The organism is Chloroflexus sp. (assembly GCF_034434295.1).
In the GTDB taxonomy this organism is placed as follows: Bacteria; Chloroflexota; Chloroflexia; order Chloroflexales; family Chloroflexaceae; genus Chloroflexus.
The window spans coordinates 35,988-56,316 of the sequence record NZ_DAOTZQ010000077.1; the positions used below are offsets into that span (position 1 = coordinate 35,988).

The window sequence follows — 20,329 nt, forward strand, 5'->3', positions numbered from 1 at the left end:
GCTCCTGGTTATTGATAGGAGTGGATTGCCAGCCCACTCCGTTCGTCCTGGCAAGGTGATAACTTTGACGATGATCCGGCAAACACCAGTTGGGTCAAATACACCTCGTTCGCCTGCGTCTGAGGGTATGGTATGTCAGGCGCAGGCAGGCACAACATTGGTTGAACTGGCAACAATCTTTCCGCCCCTCGCCAGCCCAACCTTCACTAAAACAGACCAACAACATTCCCCTCGTCATCAATGTCAATCTGATGGGCTGCTGGATGGGCGCCCAGACCCGGCATCGTGACCGTCGTACCGGCAATCGGCAGGATGAATCCGGCGCCGGCACTGAGGCGCACCTCGCGGATCGGGAAGGTAAAGCCTTCCGGTGCACCGCGCAAGGCCGGATCGTGGCTCAGGCTGAGATGCGTTTTCGCCATGCAGATGGGTAAATTGCCAAAACCAGACTCCTCAAGGGCAGCCAGTTGAGCGGCTGCTGTTGGGCTGAACGTTACCGCTGCCGCGCCGTAAATGCGATGCGCGATAGTGGTGATTTTGTCGGCCAGTGACCATTCCAGCGGGTAGAGAAACTGTGCCGGACGTGGTCCTGGTCGTTCGGCAATCTCGATAACCAGATGGGCGAGGTCTACGCCGCCGGTACTGCCTTCTGCGTAGACATTGCTCACCGCCATGCCGGCAACGCCGGCAGTGGTGGCAACGTGGGCAACAGCGTCTATCTCTGCCGGAGTATCTTCCGGGTATGCATTGAGAGCAACGATCACCGGGACCTTGAACTGGTGCAAATTCTCGATCTGGCGGCGCAGGTTGGCGCCGCCGCTGATAACGTCGTCTGGATTTTCCCTCAGTAAGGCTGGTGGCAACGGTTTGCCAGCTACAATGTCGTACTTTCCGCTATGCGCCTTCAACGCCCGAACAGTCGCTACGATTACCGCCACATCGGGCCAGAGTCCGCTGGCCCGACACTTCAGATTGAAGAACTTTTCTGCTCCGATATCCACGCCAAAGCCGGCTTCAGTGACTACGTAATCGGCACACCGTAACGCTATCAGATCGGCCAGGATCGATGAATTACCCTGGGCAATGTTGGCGAACGGCCCGGCATGAATGAGGGCTGGTGTATTTTCGATAGTCTGCATCAGGTTCGGTTTAAGGGCCTCGCGCATAAGTACTGTCGCCGCCCCGGCGCCACGCACATCTTCGGCAGTGATGGGTGTACCGTCACGGCGGAAGGCAACCACCATACGACCGATCCGGCTGCGAAGATCGCGCAAGGCAGCCCGGGCACCAACACCATTCACCATCGCCAGAATGGCCATGAGTTCGCTGGCGACACTGATGTCGAAGCCGGTCTGACGAGGAAAGCCATTCTGTTTACCACCCAGCCCGATCATCACCTGGCGCAGAAAGCGATCATTCACGTCAACAACCCGACGAATCTCGATCCGGTTGGGATCAATATCGAGCGGATTGCCGTGATACCAGCTATTATCGGTTAGCGCAGCCAACTGATTGTGCGCCTGTGACACCGCGTGAATATCGCCGTTCAGATGCAGGATGCTCTCGGCAAGAGGCACGATCTGGCTGTAACCGCCGCCGGCACCGCCGCCTTTGATGCCAAAGACCGGCCCTAACGAGGATTGGCGTAAGGTGACCGCAGCACGCTTGCCAATGCGATTGAGTGCCATTGCCAGGCCAATGGCAGTTGTGGTCTTGCCTTCGCCGAGCGGTGTAGGTGTGATTGCGCTGACCAGGACATAACGGCCCAATGGCTGGTCGTGGTGATCGTCAAGAAAGGTGAGGTCAATCTTGCCGCGGTACCGGCCATACGGTTCGAGGTACTCGGCAGGCAAGCCAAGTCGTTCGGCAATCGCAGCAATTGGCTCTAGCCGGGCTTCGGCGGCAATCTGGAGACTGGTTTTCATCGACTATTCCTCATCGTAACCGCAGAAGCGAAGGGCGGTGATGGCCAGGACGCGAGTAGCTGTCTGTAAATCGGCAATGGCGACCGCCTCATTCGGTCGGTGGGCATCGCGGACATCACCCGGCCCGTAGAGGACGGTAGGAATACCGCCAACATTGACCAGTAGCCGCATATCGGCACCGTAGGTCATGCCTTCAAATGTAGCAGGTATGCCCCGCACTGCCTGATCGCAGGCGGCAAGGGTTTGGACAATAGGTGAATCCAGGGGCGTACTGGCCGGATCAAACCGTCCACCCCACCATTCCAGCGTTGGTGGATGATCTCGTAGCCACGGGTCTTGGGCCGCAGCGGCGGCTACCGTCTGTACCAGTTCGGCGCGTGCAACAGCCGGGTCTTCGCCGACCCCAATCCCGTAACGGCCTTCGGCGACCAGTTGCTCGGCTTCTGAAGAAGCCCATTCGCCTGCCCGCACGACACCGATACAGATGGCGTTGGGGGTACGGTAGCGCGAGAAGAGACCGCTGTTGTCGGCTGCACGCAAGCGTTCGTTGCGAGTACGTTCGAGTGCGAGGATAGCCTGGTGTAACGGTGCAAATTTTTCAATTGCACTGACACCCTCTTCGCGCACACAGCCGTGCGCCGCCGCCCCATACACCGTTAAGCGGAAATTGTGTGCACCGGCCTGAGCCGGTGCGACTTTCAATTCAGTTGGCTCGGCCACAATCGCGGCATCAGCAGTGTGACCGCGCAGAATGGCTGCCAGTGTGCCGAGACCGCCATCTTCTTCGCCGATCACACCCTGGATCAAGAGACGACCGCGAAGCCGAACACCCGCAGCCGCAATGGCCCGGGCGGCAAAGATGGCACAGCACAAACCTCCCTTCATATCCAGCGCACCACGCCCGTAGACCCGGCCATTGACGATGGTCGCCTGCCACGGATCACTATGCCACAGGCGTCGGTCACCAGCCGGCACAACGTCAACGTGGCCGTTGAAGATCAGGCTGCGGCCACCGCGATCCTCACCCAGAATCCCGACAACACCGAGCGCTCGCTCACGCGGTACTTCCCAACTACAATCAGGATGAGCGTACAGAGCGGGTAGATCGATTTCCCACCGATCAACTGTCATTGATTGGGATTGTAGCAACGCAGCAACGGCCTCTTGGGCTTCATTTTCAGCCGCAGTACCATCGAGACTGGGGATACTGACCAGTTTGGCCAGTGCCTTCAATAAGCCATCGTCGTCGATAGCGCTGAGCACTCGTTGCTCAATCGGATGCAGGTGTTGCATAGCAGGAATATACTCTCCTTAGCAGTGATAGTCTGGTATTGATGTCTATTCACCATGCGATCACGTTATGCGCCCCAGGTCAATCGCAATACGCGCAACCAGTTTTCGTAGGCCAGCTTGCGTAGTTCTGCCGGTGTAAAGCCGGCATCGGCCAGCGCCTGCAAGAGTACCGGTAAACCGCTTACGTCACGAATGGCCTGCGGGATCAAGGCACCGTCGAAATCTGAACCAAAACCTACCCGGTCAATACCCAAGCGTTCAACCAGATACTGCACATGCCGAACCATAATCGAAACCGGTGTATCAGCATCACGGTGACCGTCAGGACGCAAAAAGGTGACGGCAAAATTCAGTCCGACCATGCCATCCGAGTCGCGAATAGCATCAAGCTGCCGATCAGTAAGATTCCGGCTACTGGGACAGATAGCATGCGCATTGGAATGCGTGGCCACCAACGGTGCCGTGCTTAGCCGGGCAACATCCCAAAAACCGGCTTCATTCAAATGCGAGAGATCGATCAGGATGCGTAGTTGATTGCACACCTTGATCAGCGCTTTACCGGCATCGGTCAGACCAGGGCCGGTATCGGGCGAAGCGGGAAACGCAAACGGTACACCGTGCCCAAAGATATTAGGCCGGCTCCAGACCGGCCCTAGCGAGCGCAAGCCCGCCTGGTAGAGCACCTCTAGTTCATCGAGATCAGGGCCAATCGCTTCAGCACCTTCAATGTGGAATACGGCTGCAACAGTACCATTCGTCAGGCAGGTGGTAATATCATCAGCAGTACGACAGATGCGAAACTGGCCGTTGGAATTGGCCTCGATGCGGAAGAGGCGTGCAGCCATTGCCATCGTCGTGTGTAAGGCGTAGCTATGTTCGAGTGGTGGTGGCAATGGCATATGGTACGGTGGCGAGGGAATGCGCTCTGGTGGTGGTTTGGGCGCAGGTGGTGGTGGGACGTAGACGGCAAAAAAGCCGCCACCAAACCCACCAGCCCGCGCACGGGGTAGATCGAGATGGCCGTATGGACTGGCGTGAAAGAAATCGCGTTCTTCACCGGGTTTAGGGCGGTAAAGGTCGAGAATAACGTCATTATGTCCGTCGAATACAGGAGGCCAGACCGGAGTTGCCATACAGGTACCCTCACGATACAACTTCGCGGATGCGTGGCGCAGCGCGCCAGCCGCTCTCGATAGCAAGATGGACACGCCCCTGACCGCACATCATATCGCCGGCGAGGATGAGACGGTCGTGTTCGCTTAACGGTGCTACCGTGTCTGGAAGCGCATACCGCCAGCGTTGGACATTGATCCACAGCGGTTGATCAATATCACCGATAAGCGCACGGATTGCAGCCAGCGCTTCAGTAATTGGTTGGGGTACATCAGCAGGGAAAAAGGTTCCTTTCTGAAGGGCATCCCAGTGCGTCGTAGCCCAGTGATCGCTCATCTGAGCAATAAGCAGACCGTGATCGGGTGGTGTCCGGTTGGGTTTATCGTGTTCGCAGGCCAGCCAACTGATCGGGTGCTGGCGATCTACGTTGACCAGCGCATACCAGGGCACGAGTGGACGGCGGGGCAGCGCCAGCGTGATACTGATCGAACGCCGGTATTGAACGGTCTGGAGTGCCTCAATCAAAGGTTGGACATCAGCAAGATGACTGGCGGCGAGGATGGTGGCTGTCTGAGGGGCCGGAGCAGTTAACAGAACGGCGGCAAAACGACCCAGATCACGACCATCGTCGGCAAAGAGACGATAGGCGTCACGCTCACGATGCAAACGGGCTACAGTGGTTTCCAGTTGCACTTCGACACCGGTAGCCAGATACTTTGCCAGCCGGGTAATCCCGCCCGGCCAGGTCCACTTCTGTTCATCGGCGAAGGCCGGATCACCAGGTGCAATCTGGTTCGTGCTGGTAAATGTCCAGACTGGACGATCAATCGTCACGGCATCGCCCGTGGCAACAATGAGAGCGTGTAACTCGGGCGTAGGAGTTTTCACATACTGAGCACCGTGATCGAAGCAAAAACCGTCGATGCGTCGGGTAGCGGCCCGGCCACCCACACCCCGACTCTTCTCAAAGACGATCGGCACAATCCCGCTGTGATTGGCGACCAGCGCCTGGACCGCAGCCAGTCCGGCTACACCGGCACCAACAATTGCCACAGTCTTCACCGTGCAACCTCACTCTTCCAGCAATATCTGTAAATCAGCCCGATCTTCGTCGTTGTATGGGCCAACAACCGCCAGCCATTGTTGATTGGAAGTAAGTAACCGGCGGGCAGCACGCTGGAGATCGGCTAAACTCAACGCATCAATCTCGGCAATAATCTGTTCAACTGGCGGCACCGTTTGATAACGCAGCAGACTGGTGGCATTGCGCGAGGCAATCGACCAGGTATCTTCGAGCGAGAGTAACAAGCTGCCCTTGAGCTGTTCTTTCACGGTTGCCAGCTCTTGCTCTGTAGGGCCGTTTTCGGCCATATCGCGCATTATAGCGCGGGTCATTGCCACCGCGTCACGCAATGCTTCCGGCTCCACCCCAGCATAAATAACCCACATACCGGTATCAGAAAATTCGTTGTGATAAGAACCGATGTTGTAGCTGAGGCCATGTTCTTCACGGATCGTCTGAAACAAGCGCGACGACATACCGCCGCCAAGCAGGGCGTCCAGCGCCTGCACCGCCCGGCGATCAGGATCGTGGTACGAAACGCCGGGCATGCCAAGGCAAAAGTTACCCTGTTCGATGTCACGGGTCAGCAGACTAAGTTTGGGCTGGAGCGGTAAGGGTGGTGCAGCAATCGCCACCGGACGCTGCGCGGTAGGGAGATCGGCAAAGGCGTATTCGATGGCGGGAATGGCTTCTTCGGCGGCAATCTTGCCGGCGACCGACACGACCAGATTGCCGGCATGATAACCCTGAGCGAAAAATTGTAACAGCTCGTGGCGGGCAATTGCGCTAACGGTAGCAATACTCCCGGCAATATCGCGACCAAACGGATGATCACCCCACATTGTGTGTTGCAGCAATTCATGGACAAGCTCGGTCGGATTATCCTGGATGCCGCGAATCTCTTCGATAATCACCCGCCGCTCTTTTTCTAATTCGGTAGCATCAAAGAGTGGCCGTTGCACCATTTCACTCAACACATGCAATGCACGTTGGAAATGGATAGCGGCAACTTTCGCATAAAAAACGGTTGTCTCGTAGCCGGTGGAAGCGTTAAGATAGCCACCAATTCCCTCAATTGCCAGCGAAATCGCATGGGCGGTTGGATAGGCACCGGCACCCTTGAAGAGCATATGTTCAATGAAGTGGGCAGCACCGGCCAGTTCTGCCGATTCGTAGCGAGCACCGATATCAATGAAGCAACCAATCGCAACCGAATGGGTGTGGGGCAGTTCTTCGATTAAAATGCGGGTGCCGTTAGTCGTTGTGTGCAAGTATGGCATCGTTTAGACATCATCAGTTTCAGAAAACGATTACTGTTCGCGCCGCCAGAATTCCAGCCGTGATGCTGGCTGGCCGTGTGAGGGCGGTATCTCCATACGTTCGACAATATACGAACGTTCACCTTCAGGAAAGACCTGTCGCAGGCGTAGTCGGCGACGCTCCTTTTGGGTGTCGGCGAGTAATTCGATAGTGGTCGGAGCGGCCCGTTCGAGCATGCGGAGCAGGTAGGCATAGGTTTTGCCGACCAGATCGCGCGGATGCCGCCCGACGATCTGACTGGCAAAGACAGTATTGGCCGCCACCAGCCGCTCCGTTTCATCAAGTAAGGCGACCCCTTCGGGTAGACTATCAAAAACGATGCGCAGTAAATCGCGTGAGCGCTGTAATTGATTGGTGCGTTCGGCGATCAATCCTTCCAGTAACTGGGTCTGTTCACGCAGACGAGAGACCAGTTGAAGCGTAGCACACACGGTAGCAGCCTGACGCGCAAAGAGTTCCAGCAGTTTCCAGTCTATCGCGGAAGGTTGCGATTGAGTGCTGGTATAGCCCAGTGCCAGACTCCCGATGGCATTGCCATCATGGATCAAGGGGAGCGCGATGCAGGTCTGGTCATCAGTGATAGCTATCGTCACCACACTCTGGCTCTCGGTTGTCAATTGTGCGGCACCACTTGCGGCGGCAACCGGTACATCTAACGACAGATTGGTTGGCGCAATCCATTCAGGCTGACTCTGGGAGGAAGATCGCAGAAAGAGCAGACCCCAATGGGCAGCGAAGGTTTCGGTTGCGATAGTGTGACAACGAGCGGCTACGTCACCGGGTGAGAGGTTGGCACCGGACGACTGGCCGAAATCGAGCAAAGTTAAGATGTGTTGCTGGCGAAGGCGATGTTGCTGGTAGAGACGTGCCGCTCCAAGCGCAACTCCAAGTTGCGCGGCAATGCTCTCGATCAGGATCAGGTCGTGACTGCTAAAGGCGTTGGTTGCCAGGCGATAGATAAGTAACACGCCGACAGTAGCCGCTGATTGATGGATCGGCGTAGCGATCAGACTACCGCCACTCTGCAATTCTCGCAAATGAAACCGCTGTGCATCGCTGGCCAGATCAAGCAGCACGATGCTACTCCCATGACGCAACGCCCAGCCCGCACTCCCGTGTTTGAGCAGTTCAGTGGCGCGCTCGTGGGACAACAGGCGCGGTGCGCCAAGTGAGACCGTCAGGGCATGGGCGGGTGACTGGTCAGCACCGATAAGGATCGCAGTCACTTCATCGGCGGGTAGATGGAGCGTGATCGTTTGCAGGACTTGCTGGAGGAGTGTTGTCAGTTCAAGATCTTCGCGAAACTCAATTCCCAACCGGGTGAGCAAGGCGGTCTGCCGCATCAGCTCTTCTGTCAGGGCATGAGCAGCCAGCGGCGGGCCAGCCGGGTGTAACTGGCGACGCAATTGAGCATTTGCGTTGCGCAATTCACGAACATGCGCAACCAGTTCGGCAACTGTCAAAGCAGCGAGATTATCGGCATCCAGCATAGGTGTTCTCAAGTACGTTTTTGCGTTCAGTATTTTAGTATACCACGATCAGGTAGCCTACTCGTGGTCTGGATAGCGTGCAATACGTTCGCTGCTACCAGAGATGGTAACACGCCCCACCCCAACCCGTTCCCGCTGGGGGCGGGTGTAAGCCCCTTCCCAATTCGTCCCTGCTGGAGAGAGTAAACAGTCCATGGTAGGTTTCGCCCATTTTAGACCGAGTCAACACTGCCGGATGGCAACTCTTCCGGGTTCAGGGGCGATGTGTTGGGCGGTTAGCGTGTAGCAGGATAACTTCCGCAACCACTATGTGCTGGATGTGCGTAACAACCTCTCCGGTCAAGCGAGGCGTAGATAGCACTGATAGCAGCTTAACGGTCATCAGTCGTGCCACGCTCCAGGAAATGAAGTGTTCGCTCCCAGGCCAGCCTTGCTGCCGCCGGATGGTATGCCTGCTCGCGATCAGGTTCACAGAACCAGTGCCCGGTACCACTGTAATGATAGAACGTCACCGGACGGCCTGCCTGCTTGAGGGCATCCTCCAGGCTGTCGATATTGGCTTGCGGTTCAAACGGGTCATTCCCGGCAAAGTGACCGAGATAGGCCGCCTTTGAGTTACTGAAATCGGCGAGACCGGTGCCGTAGAAGAGGACGACGGAACGAATGTATTCCGGGCACGTAGCGGAAAGATCAAGCGCGTAATAAGCGCCGAGTGAGAAGCCAATCACTGCCAGGCCACGGGTAGCTGCGTGTTCGCTAAGAAACTGCGTTGCCTGGACGATCTCGGCCCTGACCTGATGATGATTGGCATCGAGCGCCTGAGCAAAGGTCTCCGCCTCAGCGATGTTGTCGGTAACCTTACCGTGATAAAGGTCTGGGGCGAAGGCCACGAAACCGGCCCCGGCAAGTTGTGTACAGTACATCTTGATGGTGTCATTTAAGCCCCACCAGGCATGCAGCACCAATACGCCAGGTCCATTTCCGGTGGTTGGGACGGCGAGAAAGCCCTGGGGTTGCAAAACTGTCATGTGGCCTCCCTGTAGTGATTGTAGAACTTATTTCATAAAGCTGTGCTGTCATGCTCCCAGGCGGTCGCACAGGCGCGTGAACGCTTGCCAATTGCCAACAAGAGCATCCTACTCCCAGGCTGCCGGTATGGCAGCGAGGAGGGCTGACATCATCTCCGGTGCCATCACACGCTGAATCGGTTGCCTTCCCGCTCGTCATGCGCGTATTGCGCACTGTGGAGTGCGGCAGCATGGCTGCCACAGCAGCCGTGCTCATGATCCAGCCTGTAGCACGCCGTTGACCCTGCCGGGTACGCGAATACTGTGTGTGCTCGTCACGATCATAGAGTCTGTCAGTAATGAAATGAGATAGATTCTCGTCGATGTTTTTTGAAATAAGTTCTAACAGGTCACGCTGCGGATGAATGAAACGTACACGACACGTTCAGAACGTGAACTATACTACCGGAAGGTTTGCTTTGTATCTTTTGTCATCGGTTTGCTGGTGGATATTGTAACATTGGTTCGATGGGTATCGACATTGTGTATCTTGTAGTAGTAGGGGCACGGCATACCGTGCCCCTACATTTTACGCTCTACATCAGGTTGAGCAGATATTTTCTCTCAGGGCTGCTCATTGACACTCACAATCGAATGCACAACAGTTATTCAGGTAGATCAGCATTATAATGCTGCGGTTATGCTCCCCAACCCAACGACCAACCCTAATCCCACCATCACCCCTCAGACGATTGCGAATACCCCATTTTGATCCATCCCTTCTTGATCGCAACAATCACTGCCATCGTGCGATCATTGACCTGGAGTTTGGCAAGGATGGAGGTAATGTGGTTCTTCACCGTCTGACTACTGATGCTTAGTTCGCTGGCGATCTCTTTGTTTGAGAGACCACGGGCAATACAGTCAAGAATTTCGATCTCGCGTGACGTAAGCGGTGCAAACAGGCTTGCACCGTCTTCTTCATCGGTTGCCGCCAGTTCGCGGAACTGGTGTAGCACTCGTGCAGCGACGTTAGGATGGGCCAGAACAGCGTCGTTGATCAGGTAGCGACCGCGCGCCACTTCGCGAATCATGTGAACAAGCTCTTCAGGACTGATGTCTTTGGAGGTGAAGGCTGCTGCTCCAACCTTGATAGCCTGAAAGAGTTGCTCTTCATCTTCGTAAACACTCAACACAATAATGCCGGTACGCGGTTCACGTCGCTTGATCACACGGGCTACTTCCAGGCCATTCAAACCGGGCAGATTAATATCAACCAGGACGACATCGGGAAAGAACCGTTCGGTCAGCTTGATCGCTTCCTGACCGTTTTCGGCTTCTGCTACGACCTCAATATCGTGAGCACTCTCCAGACTCCAGCGAATACCCTGACGGAAGAGCGGATGGTCATCAATGATCAATACCTTTACCTTTGACGGTGCTGTCACACACGACTCCTTAATGATGTTGGTCCCTGTTATACGTACACGGTGTTGCTGTTGCGATTACTGTAATCCGAGCAGCATGTTTCTATGCCTTCTCCGTAGTGTAAAACGAATAGAAATCACGAATTAACGCACAGTAGATAATGGCATTTTCACATGAACCTCAGTTCCCGCACCGTGACGGGTCGTAACTGTCAGTTGCGCGCCGATGAGTTCAGCGCGCTCGCGCATGCTAGTCAGCCCCCAGCTTTCACGACCAGCCCGCCGGATCACTTCGCGCAGATCAAACCCTGGCCCTTCATCGCGGATGATGAGCTGTAACTGGCCGTTGCGTGCGGTAAGGGTGACCCGTACCGGAGTACCGCGAGCATGTTTGCGGGCATTTTGCAGCGCTTCCTGCACGATACGGTAGAGCACGATCTCGGCTTCGGCTGATAGTCGCGGCAGCGGGTCGGCTTCAAAGTGAACGGCATTACTCACCGTGTCGCGGTAGCGCCGAATATATTCATGAAGTGCGGCGACCAGCCCTTGCTCTTCGAGTTTACCCGGTCGCAGGTCAGCGATAAAGCTGCGCACCTCGCGCAACCCTTCACGCACACTGTCACCCAACTGGCTCAAAATTGAGCCTAACCGGTCGAGGTGTTGTTCCTGGAGCAGGTTCTGACACACCTCTACTCCCATCAGCGCATTTGCCAGTACCTGAGCCGGGCCATCGTGAACTTCACGCGCCAGTCGAATACGCTCTTCTTCACGGCCTTTGATAATCTGAGCACGCAATGCCTGCACCCAGGGATCGGCAGCGACACCTTCGGCATTGCGCGTCAACGTCGTGCTACTCATCTCAATCTGACGAATGAGCTGATCGAGCTGGCGCATGGCACGCCGTAATTCGGCTTCGGTAGCTGCCGCTGCTGCGTGTTCCGCTCGTACCTGATTAACGCGGGCAGTTGCCGCGACGGTTGACATGCCGCGTTCACGAGCGAAGCGTTCCTGAATCACGGCTTCGTCAAGCTGACGCGAGAGTTGCTGGACACGCCGCCGTATGTCTTCGTGTTGATGCAGCGCAGCGTGATATAGCTCGCGCAGTTCGTTCAATTGCGCGGTAACGATAGCTGTGGCACGCTCAAGTAAGGCGGCTGGCTCCGTACTCAAGGCTCTACTCCCAATTCTGATGTATTGATGGTCTAAGTATAGCACGCAACCGGTTCGCAATGAAGAGGAGCGAGATGAGGAAACCGTCATCTCGCTCTGCGGTTGCATAAGAGAGGTGTCAACTACTACGCCGGAGTGAATCCCAACACATTGCCGTAGAAGGCCAATTCGCGCTCGATGGCGGTGATGATGTTTTCGGCCTTACGAAAACCGTGTTGTTCGCCGGGGAAGGGGACATATTCGGTGTAGACTCCCCGTGAACGTAATGCCTCGTACATCATTTCCGATTGGGCTGGTGGAACAACCTTATCTTCTAACCCCTGAAAGAAGATCACCGGACTGGTAATTTGATCGGCGTGAGTGAGCGGTGAGCGTGCCTCGTAGAGATCTGTGCGCTCTGGATAAGGACCAACCAGACGGTCGAGATAACGCGACTCGAACTTGTGCGTGTCGCGAGCCAACGCTGCCAGATCGGCCACGCCGAAATGGCTGGCACCAGCGCGGAAGACCTTGTGGAAGGCAAGCGCGGCCAGTACAGTAAACCCACCGGCACTCCCTCCGGTGATCAGCAGTCGGTTAGGATCAGCCCGCCCGGTGGCAGCGAGAAATTGGGCACCGGCAATACAATCCTCTACATCAACGATCCCCCACGCCCCATCGAGTAGCTCACGATAAGCGCGGCCAAAGCCGGTACTTCCACCATAATTCACATCCAACACCCCAATGCCCCGACTTGTCCAGTACTGGATCGATAGGCGGAGAGTTGGTTGAGCAGCAGCGGTCGGCCCGCCGTGGATCATAACCAGCAGGGGTGGCAATTCGCCTTCTGGCGCGACAAAATCGGGGTTGTGCGGTGGGTAGAAGATGCCGTAAGCAGTGCGACCACCGGTACTTGGAAAGCTGATGACCTCTGGCAGTGAGAGATAAGCCGGGTCAACCGGCAATTCACCACTGCGCCGCAGCGGCAATAGCGTCTGATCGCTCAGGTCAAGCAGGAACAGGGTCGTTGGTGTGGTTGGTGAGCTGCCGGTAAACACCACACGCTCACCGGTGCCATTGACAATGTTAATGACCGACACCGGCAGATCGATGGGATGGACACCACCATCGCGCTCAATGATGATCATATACCAGCGACTCTGCCGGCAATACGTCGCCAGAATCCGTCCATCAGCCAGAGGGACATAGGTACGCATGCCCGGCTGCCAGAGTGGTTGACCAAATTCGGCATCAAGCGGGTACAGTGGTGTTGCGTTGCCGGCAAGATCGAGCCGATACAGGTTCCACCAGCCAGTTCGCTCGGCGACCACCAGCACATGACCGTCGGTCGTCCATTCTGGCTGAAAGCACGAATCACCAGCGCCGCCAGCCAGTTGACGAGCCGAACCGAGACTACCATCCTCCAGGATAGGCGCCACCCACAGCTCAGCGGCATCCCAGGGCATATTGGGATGATCCCAGGCTAACCAGGCCAGCCAGTTGCCATCGGAACTGAGTCGGGGTGCGGCAACGAAATCACGTCCGGTATGGAGAGGAGTGATCGCGCCACTATTCAGATCAACTGCCACCAGATAGTTCTGGGCTTCGCCGGTACTGCGATGATCTTCGCCAATAGCAATGATGCGGTTGCGTCGGCGATCAACCTGCATCTCGGCAAAGCGTAGCCCATCGGGAGTACCTACCGCAACCGGCAGCTCGCCGGGACGCTGGCGGTAGAGCAGTTGGTCGCGAAATTCGACGAAAAACACCTCGCCCTGATCGACCGTATAGCTGGCTCCGCCATACTCGTGCACCAGTGTGCGTACATTCATGTCTGGTGGTGTAACATCGCTGACCACACCGTCGGCAGTGCGACGTACCAGGACATTGCGTCCGCCCTCCTGGGGCCGACCCTCAATCCAATAGATATCGGAACCATCGATAGCGGGCCAGTTCAGGCTCACTTGTCTGGCGACGAGCATTTCAGCGGAGATTGGCGAGCGCCAACTACCGTAGGGGGCAATCTGGGCCATAATAAACCTCGTTCTGCTGTGAATGTTACCTTCTTTATCATAACATACTGTGAGAGGGGAGGAGATAGGAGATAGGATGACACAGGTACGCAACATGCCCCACCCTCAACCGCCCCCGCCGGGCTATGCATTACCTGCAACTGGTATCAACCAAGGGTGTATCAGAGGGTATGATCGCCATAGATGCTGTTGTGGGCGATTGACCCGGTGACAATGCGCAGCTCCAGCCGTGCTATCACGTGCTGGATGGGTTGCCTTACGCGCAGATCATATGCGTGTCGTAGGGTTTGGAGTGCGGCAGCCATGCTGCCGCGCCAGCCGTGCTTATGATCCGGCGCGTGGCACACCGTTACCCATCCTGGTCACGGGGATGATGGATGTGCTTGTTTCGATCATCGAGTCGGTCAGGAATAAATGCAATACCTGCGTGGAGATGTCGTTGCACCAGGTTCGTGCCTGTGTACCAGCGGCCACGGCCAGCACCTGACGGTGGTGGAGATGATGCCTGCACGCGGGCTGGAATCCCGTGCCACTGATGAGCGCGCCAGAGGCTCACGCTCCCAGGGGATGTCGCATGCATTAAGGGCTGAAACCTCTCATGTCCGTAAGTATTGCAGGTAGCATCAGTCCACGGATGATCTGACAGCCATAGCGCTTACCTGCCCATTATCCCGTACCCATCGCCACCAGACACCGGCAATCACGACATACATGGTTACTAATAGCCAAAGTGGAAACGCTGGGAGACGGACAACGGCCCACGCCGGCTCTGCCAGCAACATCGCGACGCTGTTGATCCAGCTCAGTGGGAGCCAGGCACACAGCGCCAGCCACTGACCCAACGGTAGCCAGACCAGACCACCGAGAAGGGCACAACCACCGAGTAACATCGCAAAAGGAACAACCGGTACGATCACAATGTTGGCCAGCGGAGCGATGAGCGAGAGATTCCCGAAGTGGTAGAGCATCAGTGGCAGGGTTAAGACCTGGGCAGCCAGGGTTGCACCGAGTGCCTCGCGCATCGCATCAACCACCGGATGACGTGGCCAGTGTATCGTATCCAGCCAGTGATCAACCGGTTTACCAAATGCGAACAGACTGGCCGTAGCCAGCGCCGACAACTGGAAGCCTAAATCCCATAGGGTTTGCGGATTGATCAGGGTTAACAGCCAGCATGCAGCCAGCAACAAGCGCCAGGGTTCACTCTGCCGCTCGGCAGTGCGGGCCAAGAGCGCAAGACTCGCCATCATTGCCGCCCGTACAACGGCTGCTGAAGCACCGGTGAAACCGGCATATATCCACATGATGGTCAGGCTCAGCCAGAAGGCAGGCCAGGGCGGAAGGCGCAACAATCGGGCCAGGGCTGCCAGCGCTGCTGCGGCAATGCTGAAATTCCAGCCTGAGACAACCAGAATATGCGATGTTCCGGTCGCTGCGAAAGCAGTGCGGGTGGTTTCTGGTAACCCGGCCTGAATACCGAGCAAAATCCCAATTGCCAGCGCTGCCTGGGGTTCGGGTAAGAGGCGCAAGATAATCTGCCGACAATGTTCACGGAACTGACTGATTTGTTTTACCCCCCACTTCGTGACCGGCTTGTCGAGTTGCCGGATCGCTGTGGGACGATGCATGAGTACGAAGATGTTGCGCCGTGCCAGGTAGGCCCGGTAGTCAAATTCCCCTACCCGCTGCGCAGTAGCCGGCCTGCTCAGCTCGCCTTCCAGCCAGAGCCGGTCACCCGGATAGTAGGGTGGATACGGCGGTACCCGCACCAGCACCCGTCCTTCCGTCATCACGAACTGTTCAGAAGTGCGGGTATGGGTGACTTCGAGAACAAGTTGCTGACCCCGATCATCACGGCGGGGTTCCTCTGCCACATAACCAACCAGCGTGAGCCGGTCTGTACCGGCCCAACGCTCGATATGCTGCGGGCCGAGCAGAGGTTGAGCAACATGAAAACGAACACCTCCCAACGCGAAGCACAACACCGAGAGTGCCAGCCAGCGTTGAGAGCTGCGGGCAAACGGTATCCCTACCAGCGCGACGGTAGCCACAATCAGCCACCAGGGCAGCGGAACATTGAACGAACCTGCCAGGCCAATCCCGACCAGCCAACCGATTGCGAGTCGAATCAGATTCATCGCTTTGCCTGTTGTCAAAAACGCGGTACTATAAAAGATACCGTTCAGACCCAGGCAAAGGTGCGCACGATGTATGGCAAATATTATGACTCAGCTTCAACAGTCTGCTGGGCAGCCAGATCGGCGGCCAATCCATCGCGCAACTTGAGCAGTAGTCGCGTCAACTGCTCCTGTTCCTGCTCATCGAGCAAGCCCATCCGGCGTTCGACAGCAGCATTGTGCATTGCCAGTGCCTCGGCACGCACTGCGGCCCCGCGTGGCGTCAGGATCAGCCGCTGTGCCCGCCGATCATCAGGATCGGGATTGCGCTTGACTAAACCGTCGCGTTCGAGGCGATCCACCAACCGCGTAATGGTGCTCTTAACACAGAGCAGTTTGGCGCCAACATCAGTCAGTCGTTGCCCCTGCTCAAGGTCTAACTGGAGCAACAAATTAAACTCGAGTGGAGTCAAATTGACGTGTGACAATGCCCGCCGGTCACCATCGTCGAGCAGCACGTACACGTCATGGATAAGCTGATGTGGCAAATGTGAACGAGCTTCGTGTTGTTTCATAATAGTAAACCTGCACATGTGCAATCGTTTTCTTTGCAAGCAGTATACTGCTCTTTCAAGAGGGTGACAAGTGATGAAATAGTATTTTAGGTGAATATGAGGCAAGCAAGGTTATGAAGTGTGTTCAATTGTTTTGCAAAGCTTAGACAGGGGGGAACACATATGGCAAAACATGAACTGGCTTCAATAACAACGAATCCGCAAATCCCTCGATCAACGAACGACAGACTGCACAAACTGGCGCGATCATACGCGCTCAAACTGCTTGCTGCTGCCGGCATTACGGTCAATGGCACGCAACCGTGGGACATTCAGGTTCACGATGAACGGTTATACCTTCGCTGCCTGCTCCATGGTTCACTGGGGTTGGGCGAAGCGTACATGGACGGCTGGTGGGATTGTGAGGCAATTGACGAGTGTATTCGTCGTCTGTTGCGTGTGCAGGCACCCCAGACAATCGGTTGGCTGGCACGCATCCCTCTCTGGTTTGACAGTCGGTTTATAAATCGGCAGCGTGGCAAAGGTGCGTTCGTGATTGGAGAGCACCACTACGATATTGGCAACGATCTCTACGAGGCGATGCTTGATCGGCGTATGATTTACAGTTGTGCCTACTGGGATAGTGGGGTGCGCACGCTCGATGAAGCACAGGAGGCTAAACTCGACCTGATTGCCCGTAAACTCGACCTTCAGCCAGGGATGCGCGTGCTCGATATCGGCTGTGGTTGGGGAGGTACTGCGCAGTATCTGGCTGAGCGTTATGGGGTACAGGTAGTCGGCATCACCGTATCAAAAGAACAGGCTGCGCTGGCGAGTGAACGATGTCGCGGTTTACCGGTTGAGATCAGGTTAGAAGATTACCGGCAGACACGCGGAACGTTTGATCGCATCATTTCCGTTGGCATGTTCGAGCATGTTGGATACCGCAACTACCGCACCTTTATGCAGGTCGCACGGCGCTGCCTGGCCGATGATGGACTGCTTCTGCTCCACACGATTGGCACCAACGTTGCATACCAGGGCCGTGATGCCTGGATTGAGCGCTACATCTTTCCCAACTCGATGCTGCCCTCACCGCGCCTGATCACAGCAGCGTTCGAGGGTCTCTTTGTGCTGGAAGACTGGCATAACTTTGGAATCAACTATGTGACCACGCTAAAGGCATGGCACGCCAATTTCGAGCGGGCATGGCCACAATTGTCTACCCGTTACAACGAGCGCTTCTACCGGATGTGGCGCCTCTATCTGCTGATGAGCGCCGGTAGCTTTATGGCACGGGCCAGCCAGCTCTGGCAACTGGTACTGTCACCGCGAGGAGTGGCCGATGGTTACCGTTCGGTGCGGTAGGTGAATGGAAGGAACAATTCCATTGACGTGGCTGGCAACGCAGAGACTACTCACCGTCTGTAGCTCTGTCTGCCAGCCGCCGTTCCATAAAGACCGTATCGGCGATTGGTGTCGGGTAGTACGGCGCACAGCGCACGAAACCGAGCGACTCGTAAAGGTGTATTGCACTGTGCATTGAAGGGAGGGTATCAAGGCGCATATACTCGTAGCCAATGGTAGATGCTTCATTGAGCATATAGCTTGTCAGGTGTCGCCCTAATCCCAAGTGGCGAAACGCCGGTCGCACATAGAGCCGTTTTAGCTCACAGATGGTATCGCTCAGTGGACGTAGCGCCACGCAGCCGGCTGCGGTCTCATCAACCATAGCCAGTAGCAGTCGTCCGTGCGGTGGAGCATAAGCTCCGGGAAGGCTTGCCAGTTCGGTATCAAAACCTTGATACGCTAAGTCGATTGGCAATCCGGCGGCATACTCGCAGAAGAGGTCACGAATGAGGGCGATTTGAGCCGGAGTTTCGGCAGGCACAACAACACTTTGTAGCGAAAAACCTCTTGACATAGGCATTCTAATCTGCTATAGTATTAGATGCTGACGCGGCGTGGAGCAGTGGCAGCTCGTCGGGCTCATAACCCGAAGGTCGCAGGTTCGAATCCTGCCGCCGCTACCAAAAGAGCGACAGAACCGGTAAGTTCTGTCGCTTTATTATATGTCGAGTACCGATTTTCTCAAGGCCGATCACAGGTTCTCTCTCCTTACAGTACACGTATCCGTATGCACACTATACCACAGTGGTCGCTGTACAGCGTATTCTCCTGACACACAGTGATGCCCATGGTGCGGGATGTGGCGTGTGAAAATATAGCGTCCACATCCATCGTGCAGGATGGTGCAGGCAATCCCGCAGTCATTCCTGTATGATTCCTGTTATGACCGGGTAGTCTGTCCCTGTCAATACGGTTCCGGCTACCAATAGTCGCTATATGCGGTCGCATCATCTTTACCATGATACAACTTCCATACCGTCACCGTGCTGTGTAACGCAATAGAGGCTAGTCTGGAAGCCGTCCCCTTGAGAACTCATTTCATAAAAGCTGTGCTATCGTGCTCCTAGACTGTCGCACAATCGCATGCACGCTTGCCAATCACCAACGACAGCCTCGCCGGCTCCTGGCCCGTTGGCAGAGCGCAGAGCCGGTCGTGCCATCACGCGCTGGATGGGTTGCCTTGCCCGCTCGTTATGCGCGTGTCGCAGGGTTGGGCGTGCGGCAGCATGGCTGCCGCAGCAGCCGTGCGCACGCTCCGGCGCGGGGCACGCTGCTGACTCTCCTGGTCATGGGGATACTGGATGTGCCCGTTACGATGAGGCGGTCAGGAATGAGATAACTTCTGGTAGACGTTTTTTGAAATAGATTCTAGTCCTGACCCAATCATGATTTATTTTCTGCGATCAATAATCTTGACAAAATCTATCGCTTTATGTAAGATTAATCGCAGGTATCTTGAAAAATTGCGCAAGGAAGTCAACAATGTCTGCGAAAGCTTTCTCCTCACCACCTGCTCTCTTCGACCGCACTGCCCTTCGTTTTAACCAGGCGGCGATCATCGTGCTTGTTCTGACTGCCTTCGTTACCAATCAACACTGGTTGATTGCGTTCCTTGCGGTTGTCCTTGCTCTTGGTGTGATCCATCCTGCACTGGCATTGTTCCAGCGTCTATACCGTGATATCCTGCGACCCCTGGGCTGGTTGCGTCCTGACCTGCACGAGGAAGATGCAGCACCTCACCGCTTTGCGCAAGGTGTTGGGGCTGGCGTGCTGCTGCTGGCTACGTTGAGCCTGTGGTTGGGTGCGGAGGTTGTTGGCTGGAGTCTGGCGCTGCTGGTCGCTGTGCTGGCAGCGGTGAATCTGATCTTCGGTTTCTGCGTCGGATGCTTTATCTTCTTTCAGTTGCGGCAGTTGGGTATTCTGAAATAGACGACCGGTGAGGTATTTGAGTGCTGGTTGAACGGCTACTGATCATTGGGGTTGTGACGCTTGCGGTACTGCTGGTGTGGGCAGGGGTGCGTTACTGGCTGGCATACACGGTACGATCCCTCGGTCAGAAGACACCCTTCGCCGGATTGGTGCCAACGGGGAAGCCGGCAGTGGTTGCTTTTACCACACCCGGTTGCCGTGAGTGTTATTTCCGACAATCGCCGGCGTTAGCCAGGCTGGCCGATGCTGTAAACGATCAGATCACTATCTGTATCTTGCAGGCCGCAGACTATCCCCAGATCGTGACGCAACTGGGTATTCTCACTGCACCGGCGACCGTAGTGCTCGATGCCCGTGGTGTGGTACGCCATGTCAATCTGGGGTTTGTAGATACACCGGTATTATTGCAGCAGATTGGCCTGTTGACGCGAGAGGTTGCCACCCGGCAGACAACGGTTGTCGGATGAAAGAAGGTGCGATGCAGGTGGCGATGCATCGC

Annotated in this window: 16 protein-coding genes and 1 tRNA gene; 4 read left to right on the top strand and 13 right to left on the bottom strand. The window is 56.0% G+C overall.

The features are described from left to right. Positions 1–206: 206 nt before the first annotated feature. The 12 genes from VAE57_RS11440 to VAE57_RS11495 form a co-directional block, all read right to left on the bottom strand. Complete coding sequence (locus VAE57_RS11440) at positions 207–1,925, bottom strand: formate--tetrahydrofolate ligase (RefSeq protein WP_322822011.1); 1,719 nt, start codon at positions 1,923–1,925, stop codon at positions 207–209. A 3-nt stretch (positions 1,926–1,928) separates the two neighbouring features. Then, positions 1,929–3,218 (bottom strand): ArgE/DapE family deacylase, encoded by a 1,290-nt coding sequence (locus VAE57_RS11445; RefSeq protein ID WP_322822012.1) that lies wholly within the window; start codon positions 3,216–3,218, stop codon positions 1,929–1,931. Between the two features lie 65 nt (positions 3,219–3,283). Then, complete coding sequence (locus VAE57_RS11450) at positions 3,284–4,351, bottom strand: dipeptidase (protein WP_322822013.1); 1,068 nt, start codon at positions 4,349–4,351, stop codon at positions 3,284–3,286. Between the two features lie 10 nt (positions 4,352–4,361). After that, on the bottom strand, positions 4,362–5,384 hold the full coding sequence (locus VAE57_RS11455) for an NAD(P)/FAD-dependent oxidoreductase (protein WP_322822014.1): 1,023 nt from the start codon (positions 5,382–5,384) through the stop codon (positions 4,362–4,364). Positions 5,385–5,402: 18 nt separating this feature from the next. Continuing rightward, positions 5,403–6,674 (bottom strand): pitrilysin family protein, encoded by a 1,272-nt coding sequence (locus tag VAE57_RS11460; RefSeq protein WP_322822015.1) that lies wholly within the window; start codon positions 6,672–6,674, stop codon positions 5,403–5,405. Between the two features lie 30 nt (positions 6,675–6,704). Beyond that, positions 6,705–8,204, bottom strand: coding sequence for a GAF domain-containing protein (locus tag VAE57_RS11465; protein WP_322822016.1), 1,500 nt, complete (start codon positions 8,202–8,204; stop codon positions 6,705–6,707). Between the two features lie 371 nt (positions 8,205–8,575). Next, positions 8,576–9,232 (bottom strand): dienelactone hydrolase family protein, encoded by a 657-nt coding sequence (locus VAE57_RS11470; protein WP_322822017.1) that lies wholly within the window; start codon positions 9,230–9,232, stop codon positions 8,576–8,578. Between the two features lie 716 nt (positions 9,233–9,948). Further along, on the bottom strand, positions 9,949–10,659 hold the full coding sequence (locus VAE57_RS11475; protein ID WP_322822018.1) for a response regulator transcription factor: 711 nt from the start codon (positions 10,657–10,659) through the stop codon (positions 9,949–9,951). A gap of 123 nt (positions 10,660–10,782) precedes the next feature. Next, complete coding sequence (locus tag VAE57_RS11480; protein WP_322822019.1) at positions 10,783–11,808, bottom strand: sensor histidine kinase; 1,026 nt, start codon at positions 11,806–11,808, stop codon at positions 10,783–10,785. 125 nt (positions 11,809–11,933) lie between these two features. Continuing rightward, a complete protein-coding gene (locus tag VAE57_RS11485) occupies positions 11,934–13,820 on the bottom strand; it encodes a S9 family peptidase (RefSeq protein WP_322822020.1) in 1,887 nt (628 codons plus the stop codon). Between the two features lie 623 nt (positions 13,821–14,443). Further along, the gene (locus VAE57_RS11490; RefSeq protein WP_322822021.1) at positions 14,444–15,958 is read right to left on the bottom strand and encodes a ComEC/Rec2 family competence protein; all 1,515 of its coding nucleotides are present in this window, start codon (positions 15,956–15,958) and stop codon (positions 14,444–14,446) included. Positions 15,959–16,041: 83 nt separating this feature from the next. After that, positions 16,042–16,512 (bottom strand): MarR family winged helix-turn-helix transcriptional regulator, encoded by a 471-nt coding sequence (locus tag VAE57_RS11495; protein ID WP_012258480.1) that lies wholly within the window; start codon positions 16,510–16,512, stop codon positions 16,042–16,044. A 162-nt stretch (positions 16,513–16,674) separates the two neighbouring features. Between VAE57_RS11495 and cfa the strand changes: the two genes are divergently transcribed. Beyond that, the gene (cfa, locus tag VAE57_RS11500; protein WP_322822022.1) at positions 16,675–17,859 is read left to right on the top strand and encodes a cyclopropane fatty acyl phospholipid synthase; all 1,185 of its coding nucleotides are present in this window, start codon (positions 16,675–16,677) and stop codon (positions 17,857–17,859) included. Positions 17,860–17,905: 46 nt separating this feature from the next. Here the strand turns inward: cfa and VAE57_RS11505 are convergent, their stop codons facing one another. Continuing rightward, positions 17,906–18,415, bottom strand: coding sequence for a GNAT family N-acetyltransferase (locus VAE57_RS11505; RefSeq protein WP_416208446.1), 510 nt, complete (start codon positions 18,413–18,415; stop codon positions 17,906–17,908). 34 nt (positions 18,416–18,449) lie between these two features. Between VAE57_RS11505 and VAE57_RS11510 the strand changes: the two genes are divergently transcribed. From VAE57_RS11510 to VAE57_RS11520, 3 genes are all read left to right on the top strand, one after another. Then, positions 18,450–18,524 (top strand) — tRNA-Met (locus tag VAE57_RS11510). Between the two features lie 859 nt (positions 18,525–19,383). Beyond that, on the top strand, positions 19,384–19,830 hold the full coding sequence (locus VAE57_RS11515; RefSeq protein WP_322822024.1) for a DUF4395 domain-containing protein: 447 nt from the start codon (positions 19,384–19,386) through the stop codon (positions 19,828–19,830). Positions 19,831–19,850: 20 nt separating this feature from the next. Continuing rightward, positions 19,851–20,297: a thioredoxin family protein gene (locus VAE57_RS11520; protein ID WP_322822025.1), complete on the top strand. Its 447-nt coding sequence runs from the start codon at positions 19,851–19,853 to the stop codon at positions 20,295–20,297. Positions 20,298–20,329: the final 32 nt, after the last annotated feature.